Here is an 18,977-nt window from a genome sequence, read left to right on the forward strand (position 1 = left end):
AAATCCCGCTTCCTTGCAATTTGCACGCGCGCTCTCACAGTCCTGGACGCTAAGTAGTTGATTTGGATCAATCGGGATTTTCTTTAAAGCAGGCATATTTTTTGCGGGATGATTAGGGAGTCGCTGCACGGGCTCATTAATTAGAAAACGCCAAGAACGAACGAACGGCACGGCATTCGTAGTCCCAGTCCGCAGGGAAGAACGGACGAAAATACCGCCGTCGTGAACATAAATTGGCCGCCTCAACAGGAGAGAGTCGCCATGTTTTTATCTGCCCTCGAAATGCGAAACATCATTGAAAGCAGCTTGCTGCCCAAGCGCTCGCAATGCACGTTGTCACCTGATTTGTCGATGACAATCAAGATCTATGACGATCATGAAACCGATCGTGTGGCATTGATCAAAACCGATATCGATGCCAATAAACTCAATGGCTGCCGGGCAATCAACGACCTGATCGCCGAGTTGCGCTCCGAACTCGACCAAAATCACCACACCGGTAATCACTTCCATCAGCAACACCGCATGACCGGGCGCTGATCACGGCCTTGTCTTCCCAGGAATCACCTCCGGGTTCGGTCATTGTCCGAACCCGGTGCCGTGCTTTTTCCCAAACAGCTCAATCCAATTGTTGCCGGTAAGGCAGATCCGGTCCGGTCCGGCCGCATGTCAGCGCAGCTGCGCGCATGGCAAAAGCGAGCATCTCGCTCACCTGCTCACGGGTCAGGGTATGCAGGCCTTCCACCGAATCCAGTTGGTGCTCGGTCAGCCAGGTAATCAACGCCGCCTGGAAGGTGTCCCCGGCGCCCACGGTATCGGCGATCTGCACCGAACATGCCGGCATTGACCAGGAACCGTGCTGGCGGCTGAATACCGTCGCGCCTTGACTGCCACGGGTAAGGAACACCAATTGGCAACGGTGCTCCATCCAACGCTCGATGATGGTCTGTGGCGGTTGGTCGGGATAAAGAAGACTCAGGTCTTCGTCGCTGACTTTGATCAAATCGGCATATTCGACCAGCGTTGCGATTCGCGAGCGCCACAGTTCGATGTCCGGTTGCGGGTTGAGTCGCACGTTCGGATCCAGGCTGACCAGGCGTTTACCGCTCTCGCGTCGCACCAAGGCCAGTAGGGTGTCGGCAATCGGCTGCACCACAAGAGAGAAGGAGCCGACATGCAGCCCCCGTACGTGCTCACCGAGCACCGGTAGGTGGTCCAGGCCTAGTTGCCGGTCCGCGCATCCTTCACCGCGAAAGCTATAGTGGGGCGAACCGTTGGCACCGACCGCCACCATTGCCAGGGTCGTAGGCGCGTCGAAGTCCAGTGCGTACTCGGTGCTGACACCTTCGGCAGCCAGGACCTGATGCAAGCGTCGGCCCAGGTAGTCCGTGGACAGCCCGCCAAACAGTGCCGATTCCACGCCCAGGCGTCGCAACCCGACTGCCACGTTGAACGGCGAGCCGCCCGCGATGGCTTTGAAGTTGACCTGCGACGCCGGACCGCCCATCTCGTTTTCGCTGAAAAAATCAAACAGTGCTTCACCACATACCAAATACATAGTTCTTTTATCTCAAAGGGTTGCGATACGTTCTTGATAGTTGGCATAAGCTTTTTGCGATGCTGCGACCTGCTCGGTAATGGGCCGGGTTTCGCTGGCTGGGTCGAGCTTGACACAGCGCTCGCACAGATCGGCCAGGCTTTGCTGTGAGCCTGAATGGCACCACGCCGCCTGAATCGCCGCACCCAGGGCGGCCGCTTCGCTCTGTTCAGTGCAAATGACCGTGGTATCCATGATGTCGGCGACGATCTGCCGCCAAACCGGGCTTTTCGAGCCCCCACCGATCAAGCGGATGCTCTGGGCCTCGAGCCCGTTGGCGCGCAGCAGGTCCAGGCCATAGCGCAAACCGAAGGTGGTGCCTTCGACCACCGCCCGGCACAGATTGGCCCGGGTCAGGTTGGTGGTGGTCAGACCGAAAAGGCTGCCGGTGGCATGGGGCAGGGCGGGAACCCGCTCGCCGTTGAGAAACGGCAGCATGCACACGCCTTCGGCGCCTATCGGGGCCCTTGCCACCAAGGCGTTGAAGGCGTCGATGTCCAGCTCCAGCAGCTCGCGCATGGCCCCGGTGGCGTTGGTCAGGTTCATGGTGCAGATCAGCGGCAGCCAGCCGCCGCTGGATGAGCAGAAGGTTGCCACCGACGGCTGCGGACTGACCGCAGGTTCGGCGGCATAGGCGTAGACCGTGCCGGAGGAGCCCAGGCTCATGGTGATCACGCCGGGCTGGATGTTGCCGGTGCCGATAGCGCCCATCATGTTGTCGCCACCCCCGCTGGCCACCAGCGCGTCAGGGTTGATGCCCAGGTGCGCGGCAACGGCCGGCAGGATCCGCCCGACCGGCTGATGGGCCTCGATCAGCTCCGGTAAAGCCGATTGCAGCCGGCCGCTGGGATCGATGTGCTCCAGCAACCGCGCGTCCCATTGACGGGTGCGTACGTTGAAATAGCCGGTGCCCGAGGCGTCGCCGTATTCGCTGCAATGGCGGCCGGTGAGCCAGTGATTGAGAAAGTCGTGGGGCAGCAGGATGCTGGCGATGCGTTCGAAAACCTGGGGATGCTGCTCCCGCGTCCAGAGCAGTTTGGAAACCGTGTAGCCCGGCGCGATCACCACGCCGAGGCGTGTGAGACTGCCGTCTTCACCCCCCAGGTAGGCCAAAAGCCGATCGTTTTCCGGCGTCGTCTCGGTGTCGCACCACAGCTTGGCCGGGCGCAAGACCTGGCCCTGGTCGTCAAGCAGCACCAAGCCGTGTTGCTGGCCGGACACGCCGATGCCGAGGATCGCCTGGCCATCGACCCCGGCGGCGGCCAGGGCTTGGTGAGTCGCCTGGGTGAATGCATCGAGCCATTGCTGGGTGTCTTGTTCACGGCGACCGTTGGCCCCGCTGATCATGCTGTGGGCAGCGGCACCCTGGCCGAGCACCTGGCCGCTGAGCGTATCCAGGATCAGTGCCTTGGTGCCTTGGGTGCCGCAGTCGATGCCCAGGAACAGTTGTTGGTTTGCCATAAAAACCCTCGGATCAAAGAACAAAACACAGAACTTGTGGCCAGGGAATACCTGTGGCGAGGGGATTTATCCCCGCTGGGCTGCGAAGCGGGCCCAATGTATCTGCGGCTTCGGTGTAGGCAGCACGTCTGGGGGCCGCTTCGCGACCCAACGGGGCGGTGCGACGTTTCGCTAAATCCCCTCGCCACAGAAGCGGATTGCGTGCGCAGTTTAGTCCGCGTCAGCCAACACTCGCTCAAGCGTCCGCGTGACCCCGTGTTCGCGCAAGCTGTTGCAGCACCACTCGAAGGCTGCCACGAACTCGGGCGAGTGGGGAATGGCCGTACCGAAAATCTCTTCGACCTCCAGCAGGCGCTGGGTCACCAACGCATCGTCGGCCACCAGCGCCTGGCAGAACGCCGCCCGCGGGTCCGGGATCGAATACGTCACGCCGTTCTCATCCACGCCCTTCAGGTACACGGCCCAGGCCGCCACCACCAGCGCCGCGCGACGGGTTTGGCCGCCGTCGGCAATCAAGCGGTTGATCGTCGGCACGGTGAATTTGGGAAACTTCGACGAGCCGTCCGAACACACCCGCTCCAACTGGTCGGCAATTGCCTGGTTGGAAAAACGCTCCACCAGCGTGTTCTTGTAGTCGGTCAGGTGGATCCCTGGCACGGGTGCCAGTTGCGGGGTCACGTCCAGGTCCATGTAGGCACGCATGTAACGCACGAACAGCGGGTCGTTCATGGTTTCGTGGACGAAGCGATAACCCTTGAGAAAACCCAGGTAGGTCAGCGCCAGGTGACTGCCGTTGAGCAACTTGATTTTCATTTCTTCATAGGGCGAGACGTCATCGGTGAACTGCACGCCGACCTTTTCCCAGGCCGGGCGACCGTTGACGAATTTGTCTTCCAGGACCCACTGCACGAAAGGCTCGCAGACCACCGGCCAGGCATCGTCGACCCCATGCTCGTCATGCAGTTGCAGCCGGTGGGCGACGCTGGTCATGGGCGTGATGCGGTCAACCATGGCGTTGGGGAAGCTCACGTGGCGATCGATCCATTGGCCCAGCTCGGCGTCGCGCAACGCGGCGAATGCCAGCAGCGCCTTGCGGGTCACGGCACCGTTGTGCGGCAGGTTATCGCAGGACATCAGGGTGAACGCCGGGGTGCCGGCGGCCCGGCGCCTGGCCAAGGCTGCGCAAAGGAAACCGAAGACGGTTTTCGGCTCGTCAGGATGGGCCAGATCGTGCTGGACCTGCGGCAGGTGGGCCATGAACTCGCCGTTACTGTCGTCGATGCAATAGCCGCCCTCGGTAATGGTCAGCGAGACGATGCGGATTTGCGGGTCGGCCAGTTTGTCGATCAGGGCCTGGGCGCCGTCTTCGGCCAGCAGCATGTCATTGATGGCTCCGATCACCCGGATTTCGGTGTCGTCGGTGTCCCCCAGCTCGTACAGGGTAAACAGGTAGTCCTGGCTGGCCAGGTCATCCCGGGCGCGGCGATCTTCGGCCCGCAAGCCCACGCCGCAGATGGCCCAGTCCAGGTCGGTGCCGGTGTTCATCAGCGCATCAGTGTAGTAAGCCTGGTGCGCGCGGTGGAAGCCGCCGACGCCGATGTGGGCGATGCCCTGGCTGATCTCGCTCAAGGAATAAGCGGGCAGGGCGACCTCAGGGCTGAGGTTGTGCAGGTTCTGTCGATTGAGTTTCATCACAAGTCTCGGTAATCAGGCGGCGATGCGCAGCGCACGGGTGACCGCCACGCCCTCGGCATCGAATAAGTGGCAGTGTTCAGCATCCAGGTGCAGGTTCAGTTGCTCACCGAAACGGCTCGCCAGGTCGCCGCGCACGCGCATGGTCAAGGCTTCACCGGAGGCGGTGACGACGTGACAGAAGGTGTCGCTGCCCAGACGTTCGCTGACATCGGCGGTGACTTGCAGCGTGCAATCGCCCGGTTGTGCCAGGTTCAAATGCTCCGGGCGAATCCCCAGGGTCACCGCGCCGCCGACGCTCAGGCTGGCCCCACTCAGGGGCAGGCTGATCCGGGTACCGGCGTCCAGCAGGACCTCACAACCCTGGTTCTCCAGCCGTGTGACTTTGCCTTTGAGAAAGCCCATTTTTGGCGTACCGAGGAACCCGGCGACAAACAGGTTGGCCGGCTGGTGATACAGCTCCAGCGGCGAGCCGATCTGTTCGACGCGCCCGCTGTTGAGCACCACCACCTTGTCGGCCAGGGTCATGGCTTCGACCTGATCGTGGGTGACGTAGATCATGGTCGCCTGCAGTTCCTTGTGCAGTCGCGCCAGTTCCAGGCGCATCTGCACGCGCAGGGCGGCGTCGAGGTTGGACAAGGGTTCATCGAACAGGAAGATTTTCGGGTTGCGCACGATGGCCCGGCCAATCGCCACACGCTGGCGCTGGCCGCCGGACAACTGCTTGGGCTTGCGTTCAAGCATCGGCCCCAATTCGAGGATGCGCGCCGCTTCGTTGACCTTTTTCTCGACCTCGGCCTTGGGCACGCCGGCCAGGTCCAGGGCGAAGGACATGTTCTTGCGCACACTCATGTGCGGGTAAAGCGCGTAGGTCTGGAACACCATCGCCAGGTCGCGCTTGGCCGGACTGACTTCGGTGATGTCCCGGCCGTCCAGCTCGATGGTGCCGTCGCTGACTTCTTCCAGGCCGGCGATCAACCGCAGCAGCGTGGACTTGCCACAACCCGACGGGCCGACAAAGACCACGAACTCACGGTCGTTCACTTCAAGGTCGATGCCCTTGATGATGGAGAAACCTTCGAAGCCTTTTTGCAGATTCTTGATTTTCAGGTTGGCCATGATGGTGGGCCTCCACTTCTGATTATTGTGTAGGGCGCGTTATTTCACGGCGCCGAAGGACAAACCGCGTACCAGCTGTTTCTGGCTGATCCAGCCGAAAATCAGGATCGGTGCGCAGGCCAGGGTCGAGACGGCCGACAACTTGGCCCAGAACAAGCCTTCGGGGCTGGAGTAGGACGCGATCAGGGCCGTCAGCGGCGCGGCTTTGGACGAGGTGAGGTTCAGCGACCAGAACGCCTCGTTCCAGCACAGGATCAGCGACAGCAGTACGGTGGAGGCCAGGCCACCCTTGGCGATGGGTAACAGGACACGAACCATTTCCTGCCACAGCGTGGCGCCATCTAGACGCGCGGCTTCAAGGATGTCGCGGGGAATGTCCTTGAAGTAGGTGTAAATCATCCAGACCACGATCGGCAGGTTGATCAGCGTGTAGATGATGATCAACGCAGTCCGCGTGTCCAGCAGGCCAAAGCTCTTGGCCAGCAGGTAGATCGGCATCAGCACGCCCACCGGTGGCAACATTTTGGTGGAGAGCATCCACAGCAACGTGCCCTTGGTGCGCTGGGTTTCATAGAACGCCATGGAGTAGGCCGCCGGCACCGCAATCAGCAGGCAAAGGGCGGTGGCGCTGAAGGAAATCACCACCGAGTTCCAGGCGAAGCTGAAGTAGTTGCTGCGCTCGTTGATGTGCAGGTAGTTCTCCAGCGTCGGCGTGAAGATGAACTGCGGCGGCGTGGCGAACGCGTCGATTTCGGTCTTGAAGCTGGTCAGCACCATCCAGAAGATCGGGAAGAAGATCAGGATCGCGATGGCCCAGGCCAGCGTCCCCAGCAGCAGGCTTTGCAGGCGACGGGATTGTTGAAGTGTCATGGCTGCGGCCTCAGTTCTTGTCGGTGAGGTTTTTGCCGATCATCCGGACCAGGATGATGGCGGCGATATTGGCAATCACCACGGCAATCAAGCCGCCGGCCGAAGCCATGCCGACGTCGAACTGCACCAGCGCCTGGTTGTAGATCAGGTAGGCGAGGTTGGTCGAGGCATAGCCGGGGCCGCCGTTGGTGGTGGTGAAAATCTCGGCGAACACCGACAGCAGGAAAATGGTTTCAATCATCAGCACCACCGCAATCGGGCGCGCCAGATGGGGCAGAGTCAGATGCCAGAAAATCGCGATGGGCCCCGCGCCATCCAGGCGGGCGGCTTCTTTCTGTTCCTGATCGAGGGACTGCATGGCCGTCATCAGGATCAGGATCGCGAAGGGCAACCATTGCCAGGACACAATGATGATGATCGACAGCAGCGGGTAGTGGGCCAACCAGTCCACCGGCTGTGCGCCGAACAGTTTCCACACCGAGGCGAGAATTCCCGAGACCGGGTGGAAAATCAGGTTCTTCCAGATCAGCGCGCCCACCGTGGGCATGATGAAGAACGGTGAAATCAGCAATACCCGCACGATGCCCCGGCCGAAAAATTCGCTGGCCTCCAGCAGCGCACTGATCAACACCCCGAACACGATGCTGATCAGCAACACGCTGCCCACCAGCAGCAGAGTGTTGGTCGCCCCGGGGACGAAGCCCGAATCGGTCAGGAAGTAAGTGAAATTCTCCAGCCCGACAAATTCGTTCTCGCCGGGGTAAAGCAGGTTGTAGCGGATCAGCGAGAAGTAGACGGTCATGCCCAGTGGCACGATCATCCACAGCAGCAGCAACCCCACCGAGGGGCTGACCAGAAACCAGCCTGGATTGGCCAAGCGGTTTTTGCGAACCGGTGGGGCAATCTCGCTGTGTGCTTTGGCGGTTGTCGTTGAACTATTCATGGCATTGAACCGATTTGTGCGGGCCTACAAAAATCCATTGTGGGAGCGAGCCTGCTCGCGATAGCGCAGGGTCAGGCAACATAGATGTTGAATGTGCCGGCCTCATCGCGAGCAGGCTCGCTCCCACATTGACGTCGGGGTTACTTGGGATAACCTGCGCGTTTCATCTCGCGTTCCGTGGTGGACTGCGCTGCGGTCAACGCCTGGTCCACGGTCTGCTGGCCGGTCAACGCGCCCGAAAAGAACTTGCCGACCTGGGTGCCGATGGCCTGGAACTCAGGAATGGTCACCAACTGGATACCGATATAAGGCACAGGCTTGAGAGTGGGGGCTTTCGGGTCAGCGACTTTCAACGACTCCAAGGTCACCTTGGCAAACGGCGCGGCCTTCATGTAGTCGTCGCTATAAGTCGACGTACGTGTGCCTGGCGGTACGTTGGCAACGCCATCGGTCTTGGCGACCAATTGGCTGTATTCCTTGGACGTCGCCCACATGGTAAAGACCTTGGCCGCTTCCTTGGCTTTGGAACTGGCGGGGATGGCCAGCGACCAGGAGTACATCCACGAGGTGCCTTTGTCAGTCGTTTCATGGGGGGCGAAGGTGAATCCGACGTGATCGGCCACCTTGCTTTGGGTCTTATCAGTGACGAACGAACCGGCGACGCTGGCATCGACCCAGATTGCACATTTGCCGCTGTTGAACAGCGCCAGGTTCTCGTTGAAACCGTTGCTGGAAGCGCCCGGCGGGCCGGATTTCTTCATGTTGTCGACGTAGAAGTTCAGGGCATTCTTCCACTCGGGGCCATTGAACTGCGGCTGCCACTTCTCATCGAACCAGCGCGCGCCAAAACCGTTGGCCAGGGTCGTGATCAGCGCCATGTTTTCGCCCCAACCAGCCTTGCCTCGCAGACACAGGCCATATTGCTCCTTGGTCTTGTCAGTGAGTTTTTCCGCGAACTCACCGATCTGGGTCCAGGTCGGGTGTTCGGGCATGGTCAGCCCGGCGTCCTTGAACAGGTCGGTGCGGTAGTAGGTGATCGAGCTTTCGGCATAGAACGGCAGGGCGTAGAGCGTGCCCTTGACCGATAGGCCTTCACGCACGGACGGAAAAATATCATCCAGGGCATAACTGGCCGGCAAATCCTTCATCGGCTCCAGCCAACCCTTGCCCCCCCAGAGTGCGGCTTCGTACATGCCGATGGTCAGCACGTCGAACTGCCCGCCCTGGGTGGCGATGTCGGTGGTCAAGCGCTGGCGCAGGACGTTTTCTTCGAGCACCACCCAATTGAGCTTGATGTCCGGGTGCTCAGCCTCGAAGGTCTTCGAGAGCTTTTGCATGCGGATCATATCGCTGTTGTTGACGGTGGCAATGGTGAGGGTCTGTGCGCCGAAACTGACGCTGCTGAGGGTCATGCAGGTGGAGACAAGCAGAGCTTTTACCGAAGGTTTCATCGCGCACTCCTTTTCCGCGCCCAAGGGCTGCGGAAGGACAGTTATTGTTTTTGTGTCTTCCGGATGAAGGGAAGAATGTGCGCTGATTACAGCCCTCAATCGCCGGCGAGACAAATCATCCGTCGCACTTGCGCTGATACTTTTTTGCACTGGATGGGATTTGGTCTGAGAAGGGGTTAGCTGTGGCGAGGGGATTTATCCCCGCTGTGTGGGAGCAAAGCTTGCCCGCGATGAGGATGACGCGGTCTTCCGGAGAACCGAGGCGCCTGCATCGCGAGCAAGCTTTGCTCCCACATAAATTCCCGCCACAAGGATAACCTGGGATTGTCAGCCCTGGTTCTGTTCGGTCAACCGCTGCACCGCCAGGCGCCGGTAATGGGAAGGGGTCATGCCCTTGAGCTGCTGAAAGCGCCGGTTGAAGTTGGATATGTTGTTGAAGCCCGATTCAAAACACACGTCCGTCACCGGTTTGTCGCCGTCGGCCAACAACTCGCAGGACTTGCTGATACGCAGGCGATTGACGAACTCGATGAAACAGCGGCCGGTGGCTTGTTTGAAGACGCGGCTGAAGTACGTCGGTTTCATGCCCAGATGTTCGGCCACTTCTTCCAGGGACAGTTCCCGTGCGTAATGGGCAAAGATGTAATCCACCGCGCGGTTGGTACGGTCAACGCTGTGCTCGTCCGCCGGTTGCGCAGCGGTGGCCCCGGAAAGCAACTGATAGTCATCGGTTGCGGCCAGCAGCTCCATCAGGATGAAAAAATGCCCCAGGCGGCTCATGCCTTGGGAATCGGCGATGCGCTGCATCAGGATCATGGCCTGGCGGATAGTGCGCTTGCAGCGAAATTCGATGCCGTACTGGGCGCGCTCCAGCAACGGCGCGACGGTCTTGAGCTCGGCAAACACCTGATGGCCGCTCTCGAACAGCTCGTCGGTAAAATTCACCAGCATGTCACGCTTGGGCACCACTTCGTCCTCGGCGACCTGGCTGATCCAGTTGTGGGGCAGGTTGGGGCCGGTGAGAAACAGCGATTGCGGGTAAAAGTTGCCGATATAGTCACCGATGAATACCTTGCCGGAGCTGGCGACGATCAGGTGCAACTCGTATTCCTTATGGAAATGCCAGCGCACCAGCGGGCACGGGAAACCGTGCTGGCGATAGATGATGGACAGCCCGTTATGGTCGTCCATCAGCTCATAGGAAGGGTCGGTGACTCTTGCAGTTCGGGTCATGGCCTGGCGCTTTTATTGTTATTGCCGCTGGATAATGCCCCCTTCGCCGCACGGGTGCTACCCCGTAACGCTTCCCGCCTGACTGTTGCGGTTCTTCTCCTCAATCCACTGGGACATGTATTGAGTGCTCTTGTGCTGGTGATGACGCAACATGCTGCCGGTGAAGTTATCCCGGCGCCGTTGCTCAAGGTCGGCGCGACAGGCTTCGAGGCAATCAATCAGCGCCTGGGCGTGGACCTGTCGGCGGTAACGGTCCGCCAGCAGCGCCAGGCCGTTATCCCGGGCGCGGGTCCAAAGGCTCTGCTCGCGGTACAACTGCACAGCGGCGTGGGCGATATCTTCGGCGCTTTGGGCAATCGCTCCGGGCCAGGGCATTTCACCGTGCATGGCTTCTGCGCCGATGGGTGTGGTGACATTGGGTGTGCCGCACAGCATGGCATCGATCAGCTTGCCCTTGATGCCGGCACCGAAACGCAACGGCGCCAGACAGACACGCGCCGCCGACATGACCTGCAGCGCGTCTTCGGCCCAGTTCATGATGTGAAACCCTTGGGCCGGGTTGTGCAGCGTCGCAGCCTTGGGCGGGGTGTAGGCGCCATACAGGTGCAGTTGCGCATCAGGCAGCTGTTGGCGGATCAATGGCCAAATGGCGTTTTTCATCCAGAGCACGGCGTCCCAGTTCGGCGCGTGGCGGAAATTGCCGATGCTGAGGAAATGCGCCCGGTCTTCGAACGGCACGCGTGCTTCGCTCGGCAGGTCCAGCATCAGTGGGCACCAATGCAAGAGGTTGCGGGGCAGTTTGAAGTGCTCTACCAGCAACTCGATCTCGACTTCGGACACCATCAGGCTCAGGTCGCACCGGTACAGGGCGGCGATTTCCCGCTTGGCCAGGTCGGTGCCGGCCATCAACTCGAACGCTTGAGGCAGGTCCTGCGCAAACAGATCGCTGAAATCCTGGGAAACGTCATCCTTCTTCAACCGATCCTTGAGCCGCTGATGCCGGGCGTGGCGCAGGCTTTGCAAATCGGACGTCTCCAGCACCCGAAGGGCGCCGGGGCAGTGTTTCTCGACCCGCCAGCCGAACTGTTCTTCCATCATGAACTGGTCGAACAACACGATATCCGGGGCCAGTTCAGCGATGAATGTATCGAAACTGCTGCTGTTGAGCTCGATCGGCACTTCGCCGATCCCCAGCGCGATCAGGTCGGCACGGTTCTCGCCAGGGCCCGCGGGACTGCTGAAGGTGATGTCCCAGCCTTGCCCAAGGAAGGCTTCGAGGATCTGCATGACGTGCCCGCTGGCAGCCGATGAACGCGGCTCGGGCCAGACATAGCCGATAACCAGGACCTTGGTGGCGGTGGGTTGACGCATGAGCGGGTGCTTCCTTGGAACGAATCGACGTGGGCGCTATCAGCGCGGGGCGCCGATAGTGACCAACAATTGCGTCAGGCTCAAGAAAGAATGCCGTTGACCTTGTCGCGCAACTGATCGATGGAAAAAGGCTTGCCAATCACCGCCATGCCTTCCGGCACATCGATGCTTTCGGCGTAACCGCTGGCAAACAGAATGGGTAACTGAGGCCGAGCCGATCGGGCCTGCTTGGCCAGCTCGCGACCGTCCATCACCGGCAGGCCGACATCGGTCATCATCAGGGCGATGGGCTGCGCATCGTTACGCAGATACGCCAAGGCCTGTTCGCAGCCGTCCGCTTCCAGTACCTGGTATTCCAGCTCTTCCAGCACGTCGACAATCAACATACGTACGATGTCGTCGTCTTCGACTACCAGAATGGTCGGCTGGGTATCAGGAGCGGGGTTGTGCATGGTAGACATTCTCAGGGGATTGGGTTGGGGAGGTGTGCCAAAAAACGGCCTTATGCATGAGTAAGTAGCGAGGGGGCACAAGTTCCCTGGGTTGTACAAGAAAGGATCTATAGTACAAGAGCTGACAAGGATCGTCGCTTCCTCAGGCTTTTCGTGGAGTTTGCGCCTTTGCCCCGTCAGAATGTGGATCCAACCGGTATTTTTCGGCAAACTCCACGGTTTTCAACTGTCCACCAAGGCTTATTCCATGACTCCTTCGTCTTCGGTTGACGAGCAAAGTTTTCGCAAGCTCCTGAGCCGCAATATCAGCCTGCCACTGGGCATGGGCGCCCTCAGCGCGGTGTTTTTCATTGTGCTGATCACCTATCTGCTGTCGGTGATCCAATGGGTCGGGCATACCGATCGGGTGATCAATAATGCCAATGAAGCGCTCAAGCTGAGCGTGGATCTGGAAACCGGCATGCGCGGCTACCTCCTGACGGGCGACGAGCATTTCCTCGACCCCTATGAAGTGGCCAAACCGCGCATTGCCGTCGCCCTGGAGACATTGTTGGAATTGACAGCCGACAACCCGATCCAGACCGACCGCCTGCATAAAGTGCAAGCGCTCCAGGTGGAGTGGGCCAACTACGCGCAAAGCATGATCGACCTGCAACGCAGCAGTGGCGATTACCGGGGAGCGGTGAAGGCCGGGCGTGGCAAGCGCTTGACCGATGAAATACGCAAGACCTACGAGGATATCGTCGAATCCGAGCAGCAGCTGCGTGCCGAACGCAACGACCAGGTGCGCACCACCACCCTCTGGAGCATCGCTCTGTACCTGTTGTTCGTGGCCGCCGTCAGCGGCTTGCTGGCCTATGTCGGGCGCCGGGATCTGTTGGGGCTGTCCAACAATTACAGCGCCAGCCTGAAGGTCCAGCAGCAGAGTGCTTTGCATCTGGAAAAACAGGCCTGGCTGCGCAATGGCCAGACGCTACTGGCCGAGCAGGTTCTGGGGCAACTGACGTTGAACCTGCTGGGACGCAACATCCTGCAGTTCTGTGCCCAATACATGGGCGCTGTAGTGGCCGCACTGTATGCGCGGGAAGAAAGCGGCCTGCTCAGGCGCGTCGCCACCTACGGCATGTCCCGAGAGGATGAAGAGCAAAAGCAACAGGTGATCGTTGTCGGCGAAGGCATCGCTGGCCAGGCGGTCCAACAGGCGCGACTCATCCGCCTGGATGACGTGCCCGACGACTACCTGAAAGTCAGTTCGGGGTTGGGCCAGGGTTTGCCCAACAGCGTACTGGTCATGCCCACCAGTGACGATGACCGGATCAACGGCGTTGTCGAACTGGGCTTCCTGCGACCTGTGACCGATCGCGATATCGAACTGCTGGAACTGGTGGCCGGCAATATTGGCACCTCCATCGAAGCGGCCCGTTACCGGCAGCGTTTGCAGGAAGTCCTCGCCGAAACCCAGCAACTGAACGAAGAGCTGCAAGTTCAGCAGGAAGAACTCCGGACCGCCAACGAAGAGCTGGAAGAGCAGTCACGCATCCTCAAGGAGTCCCAGGCGCATCTGGAAGCCCAACAACAGGAACTGGAGCAGACCAACGAGCAACTGGCTGAACAACGCGACGCCATGGACCAGAAGAACAGCGAGCTGAACCTGGCGCAGATCCAGTTGCAGGAACGCGCCGAAGAGTTGCAGCGTTCGAGCAAATACAAGTCCGAGTTCCTGGCGAACATGTCCCATGAACTGCGTACACCGCTCAACAGCTCACTGATCCTGTCCAAACTGCTGGCGGAGAATCCGCAGCAGAACCTCAACGAGGAACAGGTGAAATTTGCCGAGTCGATCTATTCCGCCGGTAACGATCTGCTGAACCTGATCAATGACATTCTCGACATTTCCAAGGTCGAGGCCGGGAAACTGGAAGTGCGTCCGGAGAACACCGGCGTGACGCGCCTGGTGGAAGGCTTGCGTGACATGTTCATGCCCCTGGCGACGGAAAAAGGCCTGAGCTTCGAGGTGCAACTGCTGCCCGACGCCCCGGCCATGCTGTATACCGACCGCCAGCGTCTGGAGCAGGTACTCAAGAACCTGCTGTCCAACGCCATCAAGTTCACCGAGAAAGGCACGGTATGCCTGACGGTGGCCGGCCAGGCCGGGGCGGGCATCGCGTTCATGGTGCGGGACTCAGGAATCGGCATCGCCGCCGATCAGCAACAAAGCATCTTTGAAGCCTTCCGCCAGGCCGATGGCACTACGAATCGCCGGTACGGCGGGACCGGTTTGGGCCTGTCGATTTCCCGCGACCTGGCCACCTTGCTCGGCGGCTCGATCTCTGTCTCCAGCGAGCCGGGGCAGGGCAGTGTGTTTACGCTGGTATTGCCAGAACGCTATGTCGAGTCGGGTGAGCCGCTGGTAGAACCGGGGATGTTCACTGCGACCACCACAATGGCGCCACCCGCGCCCCCTGAACCCGTCAGCGCACCGCTGATCGCCCAGGTCGATGTGCCCGTCGCCCCCTTCGCCGATGACCGCGACAAGGCACCGTTCAACACCCGCTGCATTCTGGTGATCGAAGACGAGTCCAGCTTTGCCCGGATCCTGTTCGACCTGGCCCACGAACTCGGTTACCAGTGCCTGGTGGCCCAAGGTGCCGATGAAGGCTTCGACCTGGCTTCGCAATTGAGCCCCGATGCAATCCTGCTGGACATGCGCCTGCCGGATCACTCCGGGCTGACGGTGTTGCAGCGGCTCAAGGAGCAACCTGGAACCCGGCACATCCCGGTACATGTGATTTCCGTCGAGGATCGCGTAGAAGCCGCGATGCACATGGGCGCCGTCGGCTATGCGGTCAAACCGACCTCTCGCGAAGAACTCAAGGAGGTATTCGCCCGCCTGGAAGCCAAGCTGACCCAGAAGGTCAAGCGGGTGCTGCTGGTGGAGGACGATGATTTGCAACGCGACAGTATCACCCGGCTGATCGGTGACGATGACATCGAGATCACCGCTGTCGGCCTGGCGCAGCAAGCCCTGGACCTGCTGCGAAGCAACGTCTACGACTGCATGATCATCGACCTGAAGCTGCCTGACATGCTGGGCAATGACCTGCTCAAGCGCATGTCCACCGAAGATATCTGCTCATTCCCGCCCGTGATTGTCTACACCGGACGCAACCTGACCCGCGATGAAGAAGCCGAACTGCGCAAGTATTCACGCTCGATCATCATCAAGGGCGCCCGTTCGCCGGAGCGGTTGCTGGACGAAGTGACACTTTTTCTGCACAAAGTCGAATCCCGGTTGTCCCATGAACGGCAGCGGATGCTCAGGACCGCCCGCAGCCGCGACAAGGTTTTCGAGGGCCGTAAAGTGCTGCTGGTGGACGATGATGTGCGCAACATTTTCGCCCTGACCAGTGCCCTGGAGGCCAAGGGGGCGATCGTCGTCATCGGCCGTAACGGCTATGAAGCGATCGAGCGTCTGAACGAAGTCGACGACATCGACCTGGTGCTGATGGATGTGATGATGCCGGAGATGGACGGTTTCGAGGCCACCGCGCTGATCCGCAAGGACCCGCGCTGGCGCAAGCTGCCCATCATTGCCGTGACGGCCAAGGCCATGAAGGATGATCAGGAGCGCTGCCTGGCGGCCGGTTCCAACGATTACCTGGCCAAGCCGATCGATCTGGATCGTCTGTTCTCGCTGATTCGCGTGTGGTTGCCGAATATGGAAAGAATTTAGTGGAACGTAACACTGACATTGAAATCCGTTTGTTGATCGACGCGATCTACCTCAAGTACAGCTACGATTTTCGGGACTATTCCGGCGCCTCCATCAAGCGTCGGGTCCAGCACGCGCTGAGCCAGTTCGAGTGCAAGACCATCTCGGCACTGCAGGAGCGCGTGTTGCACGACCCGGGCATGTTCATGCAACTGCTGCAACTGTTGACGATCCCTGTCAGTGAGATGTTTCGCGACCCGTCGCATTTCCTGGCGATCCGCGAAGAAGTGGTGCCGCTGCTCAAGACCTATCCTTCGATCAAGATCTGGATCGCCGGTTGCAGCACCGGGGAGGAGGTCTATTCCATGGCGATCCTGCTGCGCGAGGAAGGGCTGCTGGACCGCACGCTGATTTATGCCACCGACATCAATCCGCGGTCCCTGGAAAAAGCCAAGCAGGGCATTTTTTCGCTCGAGAACGTACGGGCCTACACCCAGAATTATCAGCGCGCGGGAGGGCGGCGGTCATTTGCCGATTACTACACCGCCGCCTACGATTACGCGATGTTCGACAAAACCCTGCGCGAGAACGTGACCTTTGCCGATCACAGCCTGGCGACTGATAGCGTATTCTCAGAAACTCAGTTAATTTCATGTCGTAACGTCTTGATATATTTTAACAAAAAGCTGCAAGATCGCGCGTTCGGATTGTTCCATGAGTCCCTCTGTCACCGAGGTTTCCTGGTACTGGGCAGTAAAGAGACACTGGATTTTTCGTCTTTCGGCAAGCAATTCGAGCCGTTGGTCAAACAGGAACGGATCTATCGCAAGTTATGAATCAGACGATGCACAGATCCAGATCGCCCATTCAAGCCATTGTCGTCGGTGCATCCGCCGGCGGCGTCGAAGCGCTGCTCAAAGTCTTCGGGCAACTGCCAAAGGGCTTCGGTGTCCCCATTCTGGTCGTGTTGCATCTGCCCGATGAGCGTGACAGCCAGATGGCCCAGGTCTTCGGCCATCGTCTGGCGATACCGGTGCAGGAAGCTCAGGACAAGCAGAACATTCAACCGGGCACTTTGTATGTAGCCACACCCGGCTATCACCTGTCGGTCGAGGCCGACCGCAGTCTTTCGTTGAGCCTGGAGGAACCGGTGCACCATTCGCGGCCGTCGATAGATGTGCTGTTCGAATCCGCCGCCGACGCCTTCGGTCCGAACCTGCTGGCGGTCGTGCTGACCGGCGCCAACAACGACGGTGCCCAGGGCCTGGCCAAGGTCCGGGAGCTGGGTGGAATCACGGTGGTCCAGGACCCCGGCGAAGCGCAGGTTTCGACCATGCCCGAAGCAGCACTTGCCCTGCAAGAGCCCGACCATATCCTCACTTTGCAAGGCATCGGCCAATTGTTGGCCGCTCTGGAATGAACCACATGCCAAGAGATATTCAAGCCAAACTGCTGATCGTCGACGATCTGCCAGAAAATCTGTTGGCCCTGGAAGCGCTGATCAAACTCGACGGCCGCCAGGTTTTCAAAGCGCTGTCGGCCGATGAGGCGCTGTCCTTGCTGCTGCAACACGACTTTGCCCTGGCCATCATCGATGTACAGATGCCGGGAATGAACGGCTTTGAACTGGCCGAGCTGATGCGCGGCACGGAGAAGACCCGTAGCATTCCTATCATCTTTGTCAGCGCCGCCGGCCGTGAGCGCAACTATGCCTTCACCGGCTATGAAAGTGGCGCGGTGGACTTCCTGCACAAGCCGCTGGACAACCACGCCGTCAAAAGCAAGGTCAATGTGTTCGTCGAGCTGTATCGCCAGAGAAAGGCGATGAAGGAGCAGGTCATTGCATTGCAGGAGAGCCGCCGCGAGCAGGAGGCCTTGTTGCAGCAGTTGCAGGCTACTCGCAGCGAGCTGGAACAGGCGGTTCGCATGCGTGATGACTTCATGTCGATCGTTGCCCACGAGGTCCGTACGCCTCTCAACGGCCTGATTCTCGAGACGCAACTGCGCAAGATGCACCTGGCCCGGGACAACGCCGCCGCCTTCAGCCTGGATAAGGTGCAAGCGATGGTTGAACGCGACGAGCGCCAGATCAAGAGCCTGATCCGGCTGATCGAGGACATGCTCGACGTGTCGCGGATTCGTACTGGCAAATTGTCCATTCGACCAAGCCGCTTCAACCTGACGACACTGGTTGAAAACCTGCTGCGCAACTTCCAGCCGCAGATCGCGGCGGCCGAATGCACATTGACGTGCTCGACCGAGCCGTCGGTGGAGGGACAATGGGATGAGTTTCGTATCGAACAAGTGGTGTCGAACCTGCTGACCAACGCCTTGCGCTACGGCGGGAAAAGCCCGATCGAGGTGCGCGTCTACAAAACGCCTGACCATGCTTGCGTCGAAGTCCAGGATCACGGTATCGGCATCAGCGAGGAAAACCAGCAGCGCATCTTCCAGCAGTTCGAGCGGGTGTCGTCCAAAGCAGTCGCATCCGGCCTGGGCCTGGGGCTATTCATCTCCGAGCAGATTGTGACCGCCCATGGCGGTACTATTACGGTCAATAGCCGCCTCAATGAAGGGGCGTTGTTTCGCGTCTGCCTGCCTTTGCAGAAAACGGTCCTGGCCAAAACCGTCGAACAGACGCAACCTCTGAGTGACCCTACGGTCGTATCAGCAGCTATTGATCGAACAAAGGCTTCTCATGAGTGAAGATGCGCAAGACGTTGTACTGATCGTCGAGGATGACCCGTCGATCCTGATGGTATTGTCGGCCTACCTGTCGGGCGAGGGGTATCGAGTGCTGCAGGCCGAAAACGGTGAGCAGGCGTTCGAGATCCTCGCCAGCAAGCCCCACCTGGATATGATGATCACCGACTTCCGCCTGCCCGGGGGTATCACCGGCGTGCAGATCGCTGAACCGGCGGTCCGGTTGCGACCCGACCTGAAAGTCATCTTTATCAGCGGTTATGCCCAGGAAGTGCGCGACACCGACAGCCCCATCACCCGCAAGGCGCCGATCCTGGGCAAACCGTTCGACCTGGATGTGTTGCAGGACATGATGCGGACGATGTTGTCCTAG

The 18,977-nt window shown here is 59.8% G+C and carries 16 protein-coding genes; 6 read left to right on the forward strand and 10 right to left on the reverse strand.

All coding sequences use genetic code 11. The features are described 5' to 3' along the window. Window positions 1-261 precede the first annotated feature (261 nt). Entirely contained in the window at window positions 262-540 is a 279-nt protein-coding gene (locus tag GSM73_RS10150) for a DUF1652 domain-containing protein (protein ID WP_047229116.1), read from the forward strand. Window positions 541-619: 79 nt separating this feature from the next. On the opposite strand, the gene GSM73_RS10155 is transcribed toward GSM73_RS10150, so the two are convergent. The 10 genes from GSM73_RS10155 to GSM73_RS10200 form a co-directional block, all read right to left on the reverse strand. Next, a complete protein-coding gene (locus tag GSM73_RS10155; RefSeq protein WP_047229115.1) occupies window positions 620-1,558 on the reverse strand; it encodes a carbohydrate kinase in 939 nt (312 codons plus the stop codon). Window positions 1,559-1,570: 12 nt separating this feature from the next. Then, the gene (xylB, locus tag GSM73_RS10160; RefSeq protein WP_160892365.1) at window positions 1,571-3,058 is read right to left on the reverse strand and encodes a xylulokinase; all 1,488 of its coding nucleotides are present in this window, start codon (window positions 3,056-3,058) and stop codon (window positions 1,571-1,573) included. 210 nt (window positions 3,059-3,268) lie between these two features. After that, window positions 3,269-4,750: a mannitol dehydrogenase family protein gene (locus GSM73_RS10165; RefSeq protein ID WP_160892367.1), complete on the reverse strand. Its 1,482-nt coding sequence runs from the start codon at window positions 4,748-4,750 to the stop codon at window positions 3,269-3,271. 15 nt (window positions 4,751-4,765) lie between these two features. Further along, a complete protein-coding gene (locus GSM73_RS10170) occupies window positions 4,766-5,869 on the reverse strand; it encodes an ABC transporter ATP-binding protein (protein ID WP_047229112.1) in 1,104 nt (367 codons plus the stop codon). A gap of 39 nt (window positions 5,870-5,908) precedes the next feature. Further along, window positions 5,909-6,739, reverse strand: a complete 831-nt coding sequence (locus GSM73_RS10175) for a carbohydrate ABC transporter permease (RefSeq protein WP_047229111.1) — start codon at window positions 6,737-6,739, stop codon at window positions 5,909-5,911. Between the two features lie 10 nt (window positions 6,740-6,749). Beyond that, window positions 6,750-7,682: a carbohydrate ABC transporter permease gene (locus GSM73_RS10180; RefSeq protein WP_139050046.1), complete on the reverse strand. Its 933-nt coding sequence runs from the start codon at window positions 7,680-7,682 to the stop codon at window positions 6,750-6,752. Between the two features lie 140 nt (window positions 7,683-7,822). Then, on the reverse strand, window positions 7,823-9,133 hold the full coding sequence (locus GSM73_RS10185; RefSeq protein ID WP_160892369.1) for a sugar ABC transporter substrate-binding protein: 1,311 nt from the start codon (window positions 9,131-9,133) through the stop codon (window positions 7,823-7,825). Between the two features lie 327 nt (window positions 9,134-9,460). Beyond that, window positions 9,461-10,366, reverse strand: a complete 906-nt coding sequence (locus tag GSM73_RS10190; RefSeq protein WP_160892371.1) for an AraC family transcriptional regulator — start codon at window positions 10,364-10,366, stop codon at window positions 9,461-9,463. 57 nt (window positions 10,367-10,423) lie between these two features. Then, entirely contained in the window at window positions 10,424-11,737 is a 1,314-nt protein-coding gene (locus GSM73_RS10195; RefSeq protein ID WP_160892390.1) for a glycosyltransferase, read from the reverse strand. Window positions 11,738-11,817: 80 nt separating this feature from the next. Further along, on the reverse strand, window positions 11,818-12,189 hold the full coding sequence (locus GSM73_RS10200) for a response regulator (protein WP_047229106.1): 372 nt from the start codon (window positions 12,187-12,189) through the stop codon (window positions 11,818-11,820). A gap of 247 nt (window positions 12,190-12,436) precedes the next feature. Here GSM73_RS10200 and GSM73_RS10205 point away from each other — a divergent pair, with 247 nt between their 5' ends. From GSM73_RS10205 to GSM73_RS10225, 5 genes are read left to right on the forward strand one after another with little or no spacing between them, the layout of a single operon-like run. Further along, window positions 12,437-15,922: a response regulator gene (locus tag GSM73_RS10205; RefSeq protein WP_160892392.1), complete on the forward strand. Its 3,486-nt coding sequence runs from the start codon at window positions 12,437-12,439 to the stop codon at window positions 15,920-15,922. Continuing rightward, window positions 15,922-16,737 (forward strand): protein-glutamate O-methyltransferase CheR, encoded by an 816-nt coding sequence (locus tag GSM73_RS10210; protein WP_047229105.1) that lies wholly within the window; start codon window positions 15,922-15,924, stop codon window positions 16,735-16,737. The genes GSM73_RS10205 and GSM73_RS10210 overlap by 1 nt, the downstream gene beginning before the upstream one ends. Continuing rightward, window positions 16,734-17,321, forward strand: a complete 588-nt coding sequence (locus GSM73_RS10215; RefSeq protein WP_047229104.1) for a chemotaxis protein CheB — start codon at window positions 16,734-16,736, stop codon at window positions 17,319-17,321. Before GSM73_RS10210 ends, GSM73_RS10215 begins: the two co-directional genes overlap by 4 nt. Before the next feature lie 5 nt (window positions 17,322-17,326). Beyond that, a complete protein-coding gene (locus tag GSM73_RS10220; protein WP_047229103.1) occupies window positions 17,327-18,607 on the forward strand; it encodes a hybrid sensor histidine kinase/response regulator in 1,281 nt (426 codons plus the stop codon). Continuing rightward, window positions 18,600-18,977: a response regulator gene (locus GSM73_RS10225; protein WP_047229102.1), complete on the forward strand. Its 378-nt coding sequence runs from the start codon at window positions 18,600-18,602 to the stop codon at window positions 18,975-18,977. The genes GSM73_RS10220 and GSM73_RS10225 overlap by 8 nt, the downstream gene beginning before the upstream one ends.

The organism is Pseudomonas sp. PICF6, assembly GCF_009831705.1.
In the GTDB taxonomy this organism is placed as follows: Bacteria; Pseudomonadota; Gammaproteobacteria; order Pseudomonadales; family Pseudomonadaceae; genus Aquipseudomonas; species Aquipseudomonas rhizophila.

What these genes read in the sequence shown, in the direction of transcription:
- GSM73_RS10155 (WP_047229115.1), bottom strand. Translation starts at nt 1,558, where the DNA reads ATGTATTTGGTATGTGGTGAAGCACTGTTTGATTTTTTCAGCGAAAAC.
- GSM73_RS10165 (WP_160892367.1), bottom strand. Translation starts at nt 4,750, where the DNA reads ATGAAACTCAATCGACAGAACCTGCACAACCTCAGCCCTGAGGTCGCC.
- GSM73_RS10195 (WP_160892390.1), bottom strand. Translation starts at nt 11,737, where the DNA reads ATGCGTCAACCCACCGCCACCAAGGTCCTGGTTATCGGCTATGTCTGG.
- GSM73_RS10200 (WP_047229106.1), bottom strand. Translation starts at nt 12,189, where the DNA reads ATGCACAACCCCGCTCCTGATACCCAGCCGACCATTCTGGTAGTCGAA.
- GSM73_RS10225 (WP_047229102.1), top strand. Translation starts at nt 18,600, where the DNA reads ATGAGTGAAGATGCGCAAGACGTTGTACTGATCGTCGAGGATGACCCG.
- GSM73_RS10150 (WP_047229116.1), top strand. Translation starts at nt 262, where the DNA reads ATGTTTTTATCTGCCCTCGAAATGCGAAACATCATTGAAAGCAGCTTG.
- GSM73_RS10170 (WP_047229112.1), bottom strand. Translation starts at nt 5,869, where the DNA reads ATGGCCAACCTGAAAATCAAGAATCTGCAAAAAGGCTTCGAAGGTTTC.
- xylB (WP_160892365.1), bottom strand. Translation starts at nt 3,058, where the DNA reads ATGGCAAACCAACAACTGTTCCTGGGCATCGACTGCGGCACCCAAGGC.
- GSM73_RS10220 (WP_047229103.1), top strand. Translation starts at nt 17,327, where the DNA reads ATGCCAAGAGATATTCAAGCCAAACTGCTGATCGTCGACGATCTGCCA.
- GSM73_RS10215 (WP_047229104.1), top strand. Translation starts at nt 16,734, where the DNA reads ATGAATCAGACGATGCACAGATCCAGATCGCCCATTCAAGCCATTGTC.
- GSM73_RS10185 (WP_160892369.1), bottom strand. Translation starts at nt 9,133, where the DNA reads ATGAAACCTTCGGTAAAAGCTCTGCTTGTCTCCACCTGCATGACCCTC.
- GSM73_RS10205 (WP_160892392.1), top strand. Translation starts at nt 12,437, where the DNA reads ATGACTCCTTCGTCTTCGGTTGACGAGCAAAGTTTTCGCAAGCTCCTG.
- GSM73_RS10175 (WP_047229111.1), bottom strand. Translation starts at nt 6,739, where the DNA reads ATGACACTTCAACAATCCCGTCGCCTGCAAAGCCTGCTGCTGGGGACG.
- GSM73_RS10190 (WP_160892371.1), bottom strand. Translation starts at nt 10,366, where the DNA reads ATGACCCGAACTGCAAGAGTCACCGACCCTTCCTATGAGCTGATGGAC.
- GSM73_RS10180 (WP_139050046.1), bottom strand. Translation starts at nt 7,682, where the DNA reads ATGAATAGTTCAACGACAACCGCCAAAGCACACAGCGAGATTGCCCCA.